Raw genomic sequence first — 13,130 nt, 5'->3', positions numbered from 1 at the left:
CTCGCGATTTTAACGTCGTAATGACTTGGTATTTTTGTTTTCGAGTGACATTAAAATCGCTGTAGCCTTTTTTAAAATGGCCTTATCTTCTTCAAGTTCTTTAATACGATTTTCAAGTTCTCGAATTCGTTGTTGTTCTGGGCTAATTGGCTTTGAACCAGCTAAAACGTAACCTTGTTGCTCCGCTTGAACTTGACTTATCCAGCGACGAAGTGCTGTTTCACCCACACCTAACTCTCGGCAAGCTTGAGAAACCGAATATCCTCGTTCAATCACTAATTTTACTGCTTCAGCTTTATATTCTGCGCTAAATGTTCTTCTCATAATATTTCCTCATTTGTGATGTTATTTTACCACTTATTAAGGACTGCGGAATTAGTCTACCACTACATACGGCCATGTAAGTGCCGAACAAGTAGAAAAATTTGCAAAAGCGGTTGGCGTTAAAAATAATCGTCCAGTTCAGCCGTTAAATGAGCGAACTATTGCTAAATAACCTCTGGGACGGCGAAGGTTTCCTAACCTGTGCCGTTTTTCTTTTGGGGCGATTGATTATAAGTTCAGAAAAACCTAACCCATCTTTGCTAAAGAGGGGAATTTTTCTATTGTTATCTGTGTTAGAAGTGCCTGCCCTTCTAAAAAGGGCTCTCTCTTCATAAAAAAGTGCGGTAAATTTTACCGCACTTTTGCTATTGGTTTGCTGATTAATCCCGGTTAATTGCCGTCATAGGCGCGTTGGAAGATTTCGATAACCTGTTGTTTGGTAGCTTTGCGCGGGTTGGTGAGCATGCAAACGTCTTTCATTGCATTTTCAGCCATGACGTCAAAGTCTTCCGGTTTAACGCCGAGTTCTTTTAAGTTGGCAGGAATGCCTACCTGTTTGCTTAGTCGACGGATCGCGGCGATGGCTTTGAGCGCTGCGTCATCGGTACTCAAGCCCTGGATGTTTTCGCCCATTGCGTTGGCAATATCGCGGAAGCGGTTGAGGTTGCCGATTAGATTAAATTCTTCCACATAAGGCAGTAAAATTGCGTTACAAACACCGTGCGGCAGGTTATAGAAACCGCCTAACTGGTGCGCCATTGCGTGTACGTAACCTAAGGAAGCGTTGTTGAATGCGATACCCGCTAAGTATTGGGCGTAGGCCATTTTATCGCGGGCTTTCATGTAATCCCCGTTTGCCACGGCTTTCGGCAAATATTGCTGGATCATGGAAATCGCCATTAAGGCTGCGGCATCCGTAAGCGGATTGGCTGCGGTAGAAACATAGGCTTCAATGGCATGAGTGAGAGCATCCATACCGGTTGCGGCTGTTAAACCCGCCGGCATGCCTTTCATCAGCAGCGGATCGTTTACCGCAATTTGCGGAGTAACGCGCCAGTCCACAATCGCCATTTTTACTTTGCGGGCCGTATCTGTGATGATACAAAAGCGGGTGATTTCGGAAGCGGTACCGGCAGTGGTGTTTACCGCCATTAACGGCACCATCGGGTTGGTTGAACGATCCACGCCTTCATAATCCTGAATGCGACCGCCGTTACTGGCAATTAAACCGATACCTTTCGCGCAGTCGTGAGATGAGCCGCCGCCTAAAGAAATAATACAATCGCAGTTATGGTCGTGATAGAAGGCGATACCGCTTTCCACGTTTTTATCCGTCGGGTTAGGTTCCGCACCGCCGAAGATAATAGGCTCTAAGCCGGCACCTCTTAGGATGGTGGCGAGTTGTTCCGCCATGCCGCTTTGAGCAAGAAAGCCGTCGGTCACGATGAGCGGTCGGTTGCCGCCCAAGCTTCTCATTAACTCGCCGACTTCTTCAACAGCGTTCTCTCCGAATACGTTTCTGGTTGGTAAAAAGTAATATGTTGACATAAGCACTACCCCCATGAGAAAAATAGCTTGAGTAAATTCTGTTTATCAAATCAGCAATTGCTGTTCGATAAATGTACTATATACCTCTTAAAAAATAGGCAAAAGGAAATTGTTACATTTAATTAACAAAATTTTAATAATTGTGACAAACTTCAAATTTTTGGCGGTTTTGAAGTGCCTATTTGGAGTGATAAGAATTAATGAACGCGTAATAACAAATAACCGCACAAAAGTGCGGTTATTTTTTCCGAAATTTTTGATCGGGTTATTTGGTTGTACTTTTAAGCAATAAATAACCTAATATTGCCGATACGGACGAACCAAGCAAAATACCTAATCTTGACAAGGTATTGATTAAGCTGTCCGATTGCCCGTCGGTAAAGGCTAAGCCCGCCAGGAACATCGACATAGTGAAACCGATACCGCACAAAATTGCGATAGCAAAAACCTGCTTCCATTTTATACCTTCCGGCAGTTTGGCAATCCCCAGTTTGACCGAAAAATAACTAAAGCTGAATACGCCTAGAGGTTTGCCCACAATTAAACCCAGCGCAATACCCAACGGCAGGGTGGAGAAGATCATATCCGTATTAATCGTGCCTAATGACACCCCCGCATTGGCAAAGGCGAATAACGGTAAGACAAAAAATGAACACCAAGGGGTGAGAATATGTTCAAAGGTATGCAGAGGACTTTTGCCTTCGCTATCTTTTTGCGGGATACAGAAACCGATAATTACACCGGCAAGAGTTGCATGAACGCCGGATTTTAATACCGCAGCCCATAAAATTAAGCCGAAAATTAAATAGGCGCATAAATGTCCCACTTTCATACGGTTGAGGGTAATTAAGCCGGCTATCGCCACAATTGCTACGCTTAGCGCCTGAATACTCAATTCCTCGGAGAAGAAAACGGCAATAACTACGATAGCGCCTAAGTCGTCAATAATAGCTAACGCCAGCAAAAAGACTTTCAACGGCAAAGGTACGCGAGTGCCGAGCAATGCGACAATCCCTAAAGCAAAGGCAATATCCGTCGCCATTGGAATAGCCCAGCCGTTACTTAATTCCGGGTGTTGATTGGTGATTAAGTAATAGATGAGAGCCGGCACAATCATACCGCCGATGGCGGCAACCGCCGGAAAAATAGCCAGTTGATAGCGGGAAAGCGAACCCTCAAGCATTTCTCGTTTTACTTCAAGCCCTACGAGTACGAAGAAAACCGCCATAAACCCGTCATTAATCCAGTGTAACAGGGTTTTGTTGATCATAAATTCGCCAAACTGAACGCTAACAGGAATGTCCAAAAAGTTAAAATAAAAATTATTCAAAGACGTATTAGCAAAAATTATTGCTAATAATGCAAAGAAAAATAATAAAATGCCACTTGCCGAGCCCATCTTAAAAAAGCGCTGGATTTGAGCCATAAACATGTTGCATCCTCCTTTAAATGTTAGATTTATAGATGGGCTCATCTTAGCATAAGTTATAGATTTTTTATTACAATACCATTAATTAAGCGTTAATTTTAGTAAATGATTAGATGATATCTAATATTTTATCTTTTTGGTTGTAATGGCATCTAATTTGCTATTAAATTTTCTTATTTGAATACGGATTTGTACGAAAAAAGTGCATTAAACTGTTTGAAAACAGTATTGTTTTACTTAAAAAGGCGCCTTTATTCAGCTATCTATAAACGGTTTTTTTCACCGCCAAAATGCTCAATAAGATTTTCCGTCAACTTTGCCAATTCGCCGGTCATCAAAATAAAATCGGCATCAAAGCGTTGGGCAAAGTCTTCTTTTAAAATATCATCGTTTTTTTCACGAATCATGTCGGCAAATTTCAACCGTTTTAAGGTGCCGTCATCATTTAATACAAAGGTTAAATGCTCTTCCCATTCAAGGGCAAGTTTGGTCACAAATTTTCCCGCCTGCAAGTGGGAGATCATTTCTTCACTGTCCAAAGCTTGATTTTTGCAGCGAATAATGCCTCTGTCGTCAGCCGCTTTAAGCTCGGCTTCTTCTAAGGGAACCAGCCATTGCGGCATATCGTTTTTAATGATCCAATCGGTCATCACCATGCTTGGCTCATTAGCAAAGGCAAGAGGTACCACCGGGAGCGAGCCTAAAGATTTCCGTAATAAAGCGAGCACATCTTCGGCACGTTTGCTTGAAGCCGCGTCGACATAAATTAAATTTTTTTCGGTATCGATCCAAATCGCCGTTTGTTGATTTTTACTGAATGCGCGGGGTAACAGCACCGATACCACATCGTCTTTCAGCGCCTGCTTTTCGGTTTTTTTCAGTTTACGGTTTTCTTTTTCTTCTAATTCATTGATTCTGTTATCTAATTCCCGTTTTATTACATGCGCGGGAATTATTTTTTCTTCCTTGTGAGCTACCAGTAAAATTTGTTTACCCACTGAAAAGCAGAATAGTTCGGCACCGCGCAACGGCGTTGTCCAGCCGAATTTGCTCATATCCGATTGACCGCAAGGGTGATAGGCGCATTGCGCCAGATTTTGTTGAAGTTTATCTTCCGACCAATCGAGCTCTTTAGTGAGCTTATAAATCATTGCATTTTTGAACCAGTACATTTGATGATGTCCTTACGAAAGTTTAAAGGGAACATGCCATATTCGTATAACATTGCTTAACAATCTTGGAACGATATGGGGTAAAATATTGCGGTATTTTACTCTAAATCGGAGAATTAAATGAAAAATAAATTGCTCACCTTTATCGGCGGCGGAAATATGGCGCAGGCGATAGTGTTCGGATTGTTGAATAAAGGATATTCGGCGGCAAAATTAATTGTTTGCGATCGTAATGAGGCTAAACGCAACTTATTTGCCCAAAAAGGCGTTGAGGTCAATTTAACGAATGTAGAGGCGGCGGAAAAAGCGGAAGTGGTGGTGCTTGCGGTAAAACCTCAGGCGATGGCGGAAACCTGCGGCCCATTAAGTGCGGTGGATTTTAGCGGAAAATTGGTCATTTCCATTGCTGCCGCAGTTTCCGTAAGCCGTTTATCGGCGCTGCTTCCGACGGCGAAAAATATTGTGCGGGTAATGCCGAACACGCCGGCGCTGGTGTCGGAAGGCATGGCGGGTTTATTTGCATCGGCAGGGCTTAACGGGGAATATCAGGATTTCGCTGAAGATTTGCTGAATGCGGTAGGGAAAACCTGCTGGCTACAAAAAGAAGAGGATATGCACGCCGTTACCGCAGGATCCGGCTCAAGCCCCGCTTATTTCTTTCTATTTATGGAAGCTATGGAAAAAACATTATCAAGCATGGGAATTTCACCGGAAAATGCCCGCACTTTGGTGCAGCAGTCCGCTTTAGGTGCGGCAAAAATGGTGGAAAACAATCCGCAGCTGCCCCTTTCGACATTACGCGAAAATGTCACTTCAAAAGGAGGAACCACTGCGGCGGCGTTGGCGGTGTTTAATCAATATCAATTAGATAAAATCGTGCAACAGGCGATGGAAGCCTGCGTTGCCCGTTCTCAGGAAATGGAAAAATTATTTTAATGAACGTTCGTCCTTTTACTTGGCTGGCGCTAAGTTATTTCGGTTATTATTGCGCTTACGGCGTGCTGGTTCCTTTTTTACCAGTGTGGTTAAAATCGCAAAATTACGGCACCGAATTAATCGGCGCGGTTATTGCTTCCTCTTATCTTTTCCGTTTTCTAGGCGGTATTTTCTTTCCTTCCCGGGTAAAACGGGCGAATCAAATTTTACCCGCCTTAAGATTATTGGCTTGGGCTAATGTTTTTGTTATTACCGCGATGGCGTTTGTGTCGGAAAGTTTCTGGTTGATTTTTATCGCTATCGCCGTTTTCAGCATGGTTAATGCCGCCGGAATGCCTTTAACGGATTCAATGGCGACCACCTGGCAACGCCAGATTAGGTTGGATTACGGCAAGGCGCGGCTTATCGGGTCGGCGGCTTTTGTGGTCGGCGTCACTGTGTTCGGTTCTTTAATCGGCGCTATCGGCGAGCAATATATTATCAGCATATTAATCGGTTTATTCGGTCTATATGCCGTTTTACAAATGGTACCGCCTCAGCCGAAACCGGCGGATGAAGATAAAAATTCGGCAAAAAGTGCGGTCGGTTTTGGCGAACTTTTGAAAAACCCGACTCATTTGAGGTTAATTATTGCCGCCATGTTAATTCAGGGATCTCATGCGGGCTATTATGTTTATAGCGTTATTTATTGGACAAATCGTGGTATCGCCGTTGAAACTACCAGTTTGTTATGGGGATTAGGCGTTATAGCGGAAATCCTGTTGTTCTTTTTCTCCGGTCGTTTATTTAGAAATTGGTCGGTGAACGCTATTTTTTATTTGTCGGCAGCCGCCGCTGCGTTGCGTTGGGGGGCGTTCAGCTACACTGACGCATTATGGCAAATCGCCTTATTGCAATGTTTACACAGCCTCACTTTTGCCGCTCTGCATTATGCCATGGTGCGCTATATCGGCATGCAGCCGCAAAACGCTATGGTGCGTTTGCAATCTTTGTACAGCGGTTTGGCAAGTTGCGCTTCCGTAGCGTTATTGACCGCTTTAGCCGGCATAATCTATCCCATCTCAAGTCATTGGGTATTTTTGGTGATGATGATTTGTGCGTTGATCGCATTATTTGTGATTCCGCGCAAGCCGACAAACGCATAATTCCGTTTGTGTTACCACTCATATAAGGAAATATATGTATTTAGTTAAATTCAGTGTTATCAGCGTTATTATAAAGGGTGAGGACGAAAGACTTTATTGATAATCCGAAACGCCTGTCGGAGGACAGGCGTTGTTGATTCAATAAAATTTCTTATTGATGATAGTTTTCCATAAATCGGGCGAATTTGTTCAAGGCCTCTTCAATTTGATGCACATAAGGCAGAGTAACGATTCGGAAGTGGTCAGGCGCATGCCAGTTAAAGCCTCTACCGTGAACTAACAACACCTTTTCCTGCGCCAGCAAATCGAGCACGAGTTTTTCATCGTCATAAATATTGAATTTTTTAATGTCGATTTTAGGGAACATATAAAGTGCGCCCATCGGTTTTACGCAACTTACGCCGGGAATTTGATTTAATAATTCATAGGCGCGGTTGCGTTGTTCGTATAGACGACCGCCGGGCACAATCAATTCGTTAATACTTTGATAACCGCCTAACGCAGTTTGGATGGCATGTTGCATCGGCACGTTCGCACATAACCGCATTGAGGCGATCATGTCTAACCCTTCGATATAGCCGCGTGCTTTATCTTTAGGCCCGTTTAAAATCATCCAACCCTGACGGAAACCGCAAATGCGATAGGCTTTGGACAAACCGTTCATGGTGATGGTTAATAAATCGGGCGCTAAGCCCGCAATATGGTGGTGAACCGCGCCGTCATATAAAATTTTGTCATAAATTTCATCGGAGAAAATTAATAAACCGTTTTGCCGTGCGATTTCGGCAATTTCCAATAAAAGTTCTTTGCTATAAACCGCACCGGTCGGATTGTTCGGATTAATAATAACAATGGCTTTGGTACGGGAGGTGATTTTGCTTTTAATATCATCGATAGCCGGGAACCAATCCTGTTCTTCATCGCAAAGATAATGTACCGCTTTACCGCCTGCCAAAGTTACCGCCGCAGTCCATAACGGGTAGTCAGGCATTGGCACCAGCACTTCGTCGCCGTCGTTTAAAAGCGCCTGCATTGCCATTGTAATTAGTTCCGAGGCGCCGTTACCGATATACACGTCATTTACCGTAGCGCCGTGAATACCTTTTGATTGGTAGTATTGCACAATAGCTTTACGGGCGGAATATAGCCCTTTGGAATCGCAATAGCCTTGTGCGGTCGGTAAATTGCGGATAACATCAATCAGAATTTCATCGGGCGCTTCAAAACCGAAAGGCGCGGGGTTGCCGATATTCAGTTTTAAAATTTTGTGACCTTCTTCTTCTAAACGAAGCGCCGCTTTATGCACGGGGCCGCGAATATCATAACAGACATGTTCTAATTTATTCGATTTAGGAAAGAGTTCCATAAGGGCTACCTTAATTACTAATTACTTTTTGATGTTGTGTTTTGGGCTTGTGTTTAAAACTTCCGCAAGCGTCAGGAAAAGTTTTTTCAATTTACGCTTATTTTAAACGGAATAAAAGATTTACTAAAAAATTTTTTTAAATTGCGGTAGAATTAATAGCTCCGTTAACCCTTTGAGCTGGGTATTTTGTCGGTTTAAGCCGGTTTAGCTTTAATTCTTTCATATATGTTTCTAACGATGGATAGTTTGCAATCATTACAACAACAGCTAATACAGCAAATGGATGCGTATCAACCTTGTAAAAATCAGCCTGAAATTACCGCGCTTACGGCAAAAATTCAGCTGGAACAAAATCTTTTAGCCTGGTTGAAAGCACAACAAGATTATCCTCAGTTCTATTTGCATTGCCGGGCGGATTCTCCTAACGAGCAGGAAAACCATATTGCCGCAATCGGGCAGGTGCGCACTTTTACAACGGTAAATCATGCGCAAACTTTCGTACGGCGGGCGGATTTCACTTTGGTGGGTGGAATGACCTTTAACGGCGAATGCGATTTTTATTTGCCGCGTTTATTGTTACGGCAAGTTGACGGCGAACTCACCGCTACCTTATTTATTGACAGTCAAAAGGATTTATCGGTAGAAAAGCAACTTGCCGGCAAATGTTTAAAAAATTTTACAAAATCCGTCGCGCTTGAGCCGGTTGTTCAATCCGTGCGGTTAGTGGAAAAAAAAGCGACGCAAGCTCAATGGTGCGAATGGGTGGAACAGGCGTTATTAGAAATAAAAAAAGGCAGTTTCACCAAGGTTGTGTTGGCTAATGAAAGTATTTTCAGCAGTCGGCAGCCGATAAACGCCATTGATTTTCTGGCTGAAAGCGAGAAAAAAAATACCGGTTGTTATCATTTCTTCTTTGCCCAAAAAGCGGATTACGCCTTTATCGGCTCGTCGCCCGAACGTTTATATTTGCGTAACGGACAATATTTACAGACGGAAGCGCTGGCGGGAACGGCTGTTATGAGCGATGATGAAGAGCAAAATCAGCGGCAGGGCGAATGGTTACTCAAAGATGAAAAAAATGAGTACGAAAATATGCTGGTGGTGGAAGATATTTGCGGTAATATTGAATCCTTTACGCAGAATATCGAAGTACAATCCGTAGAATTAAAACGTTTACGCCTGGTACAGCATTTGCGGCGGAAAATTTTCGCAAAATTGACCGCACTTACGGCGGATGAAGCTTGTTTGAACGCCATTCATCCCACCGCGGCGGTGGCAGGGTTGCCGAAACAAAACGCATTACGGTTTTTAGCCAAAACGGAGACCTTTGAAAGAAGCTGGTATGCCGGTACCTTAGGTTTTATGAACCGTGCAAGGGCGGAATTTTGCGTAACTTTACGTTCCGCTTTTGTGGAACAAAACAGAATTCGTGTTTTTGCAGGTGCAGGGATTGTCGCAGGCTCTGTCCCCTTGCTAGAATGGCAGGAAATTGAAAGAAAAGCATCAGGGTTATTATCTTTATTACAAAATAGTGGAGAGCACATATGTCAGTAAGCACATTTAATCGTTGTTGGTCAAAAGTGATCCTTGAGACTTTAACACGTCACGGAGTGAAACATTTCTGTATCGCTCCCGGCTCCCGCTCCACACCTTTAACGCTTGAAGCAAACCGCTTGCAGGAACAACGGCGGGCGTTGTGTCATACGCATTTTGATGAACGGGGTTTGGGCTTTTTTGCTTTAGGCTTGGCAAAATCTTCGCAAACACCGGTGGCGATTATCGTAACTTCCGGCACGGCGGCGGCTAATCTTTACCCTGCTATTATCGAAGCGCGCCAAACCGGCGATAATCTGATTGTGCTTACCGCAGATCGTCCGGACGAATTAATAGAGTGCGGTGCAAACCAAGCGATTTTGCAGCAAAATATGTTTGCGGGTTATCCTGTTGCCAGCGTGAATTTGCCTCGCCCGAGTCAGGATTATATTGTCTCCTGGTTAATTTCTACGCTGGATCAGGCTTGTCATCAACAAGCGCAACAAGCAGGCGTGATTCATATTAATGTGCCGTTCGCCGAGCCTCTTTATGACGCCGATGAAGATGAAATCGACGTTCATCCTTGGTTGGCGCCGGTACAGCGCTGGCTTAATCATAATAAACCATGGGCGGATCATCAGGCTTTACAGGAAGAAGTGGTGATGCACGAGCATTGGGATAATTGGCGCACCAAACGCGGCGTGATCGTGGCGGGCCGTTTAACGCAGGAACAGAGTATGGGTATTACCGCCTGGGCAAATACCATGGGGTGGGTAGTATTAACCGACATTCAATCCGGCGTTGAACCAAGTCTGCCTTATGCGGATATTTGGCTTGCCAACAAAACCGTGCGCGAAAAATTATTGCAGGCGGATCTTGTGATTCAGCTGGGCTATGCTTTTGTCAGCAAACGAATCAACCAATTTTTGGCGGATTTCAAAGGTGAATACTGGATTGTGGATGAAAGCGCGCACAGAGTGGATCCTTATCATCATATCCATACCCGCTTTACCGCCAAAGTGCATCACTGGTTACGCGCTCATCCGCCGTTACGGCAAAAACCTTGGTTGCTCGAACCATTGGCATTATCTAAATTCTGCGCAAGTTTTATCGAACAACAGGTAGGCGGCAATTTAAACGAAGCTTCATTGGCGCATCATATTGAACGAATTTTGCCGAATAACGGAATTTTATTTTTAGGTAACAGCTTATTTGTCCGCCTTGTGGACGCTTTGGGTAAATTACCGGAAGGTTATCCGGTAATTACAAACCGCGGCGCCAGTGGCATTGACGGTTTACTAGCTACCGCAGCCGGTGTGGGAATGGGCTCGAATCAGCCCGTAGTCGCCATGATCGGCGATGTTTCCGCTCTGTATGATTTAAACTCGTTGGCATTGTTCAAAAACGTTAACCAACCGACGATTATTTTCCTGATTAATAATAACGGCGGCGCTATTTTTGATATGCTGCCGGTGGAAAGTTCGGTAAAAAGCGAATTTTACCGCATGCCGCATCATACGGAATTTTCGCAAGCGGCTTCAATGTTCGATTTAAAATATGCCCGTCCGTACACCTGGGCGGATTTAAGCTCCGTGCTGAAACAGGCGTATTCCCGTAAAGAAGCGACGGTAATCGAAATTAAAGTCGGTCCGATGGACGGTAGTAACACCTATAAACGCTTAATTGAACAAATCAGTTATGCGGTAATCGGTGCTTAAAATGAGTAAAAAACCTTGATAAATTTCAAGGTTTTTTTATAGGTGAATACAATGACTCTGGTTTTTTTACACGGTTTGCTCGGCACAAAATCCGACTGGCGGAAAATCATCGAAAATCTACCGCACTTTCGTTGCGTCAGCCTGGATTTACCTTTTCACGGCGAACATAAATTTACTGAAGCGAATAATTTTGAGCAATGTGCGGATTTTATCTCTCATCAAATCAAAAGTGCGGTAGGAAATCAGCCGTATTTTTTAGTGGGTTATTCGCTTGGCGGGCGGATTGCCCTTTATTATGCGTTGCAGTCTCAATGCGAAAAGGGGAATTTACAAGGTTTGATTTTAGAAGGTGCGAATCTCGGTTTAACCTGTGATGAGGCACGCAAAGTGCGGTGGAAAAACGATGAATTTTGGGCTCAACGGTTTATCACTGAATCTGCGGAAAGCGTGTTAAATGATTGGTATCAACAACCTGTATTTGCTCATTTAAACGCACAACAACGTGCGGATTTAATTGAAAAACGTGTTACAAACTGCGGTAAAAATATCGGTAAAATGCTGGAAGCAACGTCCCTTGCTAAACAGCCTTATTTAGGCGATAAAGTGCGGGAAAGTACATTGCCGGTTTATTATTTGGCCGGCGAAAAAGATCAAAAATTCCGCCAAATGGCGGTACAGGAAAAGTTGAACTTACAGCTTATTGCTAATGCGGGGCATAATGCGCATCTGGAAAATCCCGTCGAATTTTCGCAAAAACTGACCGCACTTTTGCGAAATCATAAAATAAAAAAGACGGATAACTTATGATCTGCTTATTTATCGGTTTTTCTTTCTAGATTTGCAAAACTTCCGCTATAATGACCGCACTTTTCATTAACTCAAAGGACTTACAATGTTATATCCAAGCGAAGAATTTCTTTACGCCCCGGTTGAATGGGCGGATCACAGCGAAGGTTACACCGACATCCGTTACCACAAATCCAAAGACGGCATCGCCAAAATTACTATTAACCGCCCGGAAGTACGTAACGCATTTCGTCCGCAAACCGTAAAAGAAATGATTCACGCCTTTTCCGACGCCCGTTTCGATGAAAAAATCGGTGTTATCGTGTTGACCGGTGAAGGGGAATACGCATTCTGCGCCGGCGGCGACCAAAAAATCCGCGGCGATTACGGCGGTTATAAAGACGACAGCGGCGTTCATCACTTAAACGTACTGGATTTTCAACGCGATATCCGTACCTGCCCGAAACCTGTTGTCGCCATGGTAGCCGGTTATGCGGTAGGCGGCGGTCATGTTTTACACATGATGTGCGACTTAACCATCGCGGCGGATAACGCCAAATTCGGTCAAACCGGTCCGAAGGTGGGTTCTTTCGACGGCGGTTGGGGAGCCAGCTATATGGCGCGTATTGTAGGTCAGAAAAAAGCCCGCGAAATCTGGTTCTTATGTCGCATGTACGACGCCAAAGAAGCTTTGGATATGGGCTTGGTAAATACCGTGGTACCTTATGCGGATTTAGAAAAAGAAACAGTGCGCTGGTGTCGCGAAATGCTGCAAAACAGCCCGATCGCATTGCGCTGCCTGAAAGCCGCCCTGAATGCGGACTGCGACGGTCAGGCCGGTTTACAGGAATTAGCGGGTAACGCTACTATGTTGTTCTACATGACGGAAGAAGGTCAGGAAGGTCGCAACGCTTTCAACCAAAAACGCGAACCGGATTTCAGCAAATTTAAACGCAATCCTTAATTTTGTTAAGTGCGGTTAGAATTCGTTGAATTTTGTGTTGCCCCCCTCAGTCACTGCGTGACAGCTCCTCCCATAAAGGGGGGAGCGAAAATCACATTATCGCGCCTGCACTGGCGGTACTAGCTATGTTGAAAAGACAACATTACTTTTCCACCTCTAACTTTGTGGAGGAGGAAACGAACTGAAATGGCGTTGTCGTTATCAACATA

At 44.2% G+C, this 13,130-nt stretch carries 11 protein-coding genes; 6 read left to right on the top strand and 5 right to left on the bottom strand.

Features of this window, described 5'->3' with window-relative positions; genetic code table 11:
- Positions 1–9 precede the first annotated feature (9 nt).
- The 4 genes from MS_RS08275 to rdgC form a co-directional block, all read right to left on the bottom strand.
- Positions 10–324 (bottom strand): IS3 family transposase, encoded by a 315-nt coding sequence (locus tag MS_RS08275; RefSeq protein WP_011200156.1) that lies wholly within the window; start codon positions 322–324, stop codon positions 10–12.
- A 390-nt stretch (positions 325–714) separates the two neighbouring features.
- Entirely contained in the window at positions 715–1,872 is a 1,158-nt protein-coding gene (locus MS_RS08270) for an iron-containing alcohol dehydrogenase (protein ID WP_041639971.1), read from the bottom strand.
- 265 nt (positions 1,873–2,137) lie between these two features.
- On the bottom strand, positions 2,138–3,298 hold the full coding sequence (gene nhaA / locus MS_RS08265) for a Na+/H+ antiporter NhaA (protein ID WP_041640229.1): 1,161 nt from the start codon (positions 3,296–3,298) through the stop codon (positions 2,138–2,140).
- Positions 3,299–3,564: 266 nt separating this feature from the next.
- Positions 3,565–4,473 carry a recombination-associated protein RdgC gene (gene rdgC, locus MS_RS08260; RefSeq protein WP_011200965.1) on the bottom strand — a complete coding sequence of 303 codons (909 nt, stop codon included), beginning with the start codon at positions 4,471–4,473 and terminating at the stop codon, positions 3,565–3,567.
- Between the two features lie 120 nt (positions 4,474–4,593).
- On the opposite strand from rdgC, the gene proC reads away from it, so the two are divergent.
- Positions 4,594–5,409, top strand: a complete 816-nt coding sequence (gene proC, locus MS_RS08255) for a pyrroline-5-carboxylate reductase (protein ID WP_011200964.1) — start codon at positions 4,594–4,596, stop codon at positions 5,407–5,409.
- Entirely contained in the window at positions 5,409–6,554 is a 1,146-nt protein-coding gene (locus MS_RS08250) for a 3-phenylpropionate MFS transporter (RefSeq protein ID WP_011200963.1), read from the top strand. The genes proC and MS_RS08250 overlap by 1 nt, the downstream gene beginning before the upstream one ends.
- 151 nt (positions 6,555–6,705) lie before the next feature.
- Here the strand turns inward: MS_RS08250 and MS_RS08245 are convergent, their stop codons facing one another.
- Positions 6,706–7,920: a pyridoxal phosphate-dependent aminotransferase gene (locus tag MS_RS08245; RefSeq protein ID WP_011200962.1), complete on the bottom strand. Its 1,215-nt coding sequence runs from the start codon at positions 7,918–7,920 to the stop codon at positions 6,706–6,708.
- A 237-nt stretch (positions 7,921–8,157) separates the two neighbouring features.
- On the opposite strand from MS_RS08245, the gene MS_RS08240 reads away from it, so the two are divergent.
- From MS_RS08240 to menB, 4 genes are all read left to right on the top strand, one after another.
- A complete protein-coding gene (locus MS_RS08240; RefSeq protein ID WP_041639969.1) occupies positions 8,158–9,474 on the top strand; it encodes an isochorismate synthase in 1,317 nt (438 codons plus the stop codon).
- Entirely contained in the window at positions 9,465–11,171 is a 1,707-nt protein-coding gene (menD, locus tag MS_RS08235) for a 2-succinyl-5-enolpyruvyl-6-hydroxy-3-cyclohexene-1-carboxylic-acid synthase (protein WP_011200959.1), read from the top strand. The genes MS_RS08240 and menD overlap by 10 nt, the downstream gene beginning before the upstream one ends.
- 51 nt (positions 11,172–11,222) lie before the next feature.
- Positions 11,223–11,978 carry a 2-succinyl-6-hydroxy-2,4-cyclohexadiene-1-carboxylate synthase gene (gene menH / locus MS_RS08230; protein WP_041639967.1) on the top strand — a complete coding sequence of 252 codons (756 nt, stop codon included), beginning with the start codon at positions 11,223–11,225 and terminating at the stop codon, positions 11,976–11,978.
- An 85-nt stretch (positions 11,979–12,063) separates the two neighbouring features.
- Complete coding sequence (gene menB, locus MS_RS08225; RefSeq protein ID WP_011200957.1) at positions 12,064–12,921, top strand: 1,4-dihydroxy-2-naphthoyl-CoA synthase; 858 nt, start codon at positions 12,064–12,066, stop codon at positions 12,919–12,921.
- The last annotated feature ends 209 nt before the right edge of the window (positions 12,922–13,130 follow it).

It is taken from the genome of [Mannheimia] succiniciproducens MBEL55E (assembly GCF_000007745.1).
In the GTDB taxonomy this organism is placed as follows: Bacteria; Pseudomonadota; Gammaproteobacteria; order Enterobacterales; family Pasteurellaceae; genus Basfia; species Basfia succiniciproducens.
The sequence above is the reverse complement of the archived record's forward strand: the minus strand, read 5'-3'. Positions and strand labels throughout refer to the sequence as shown.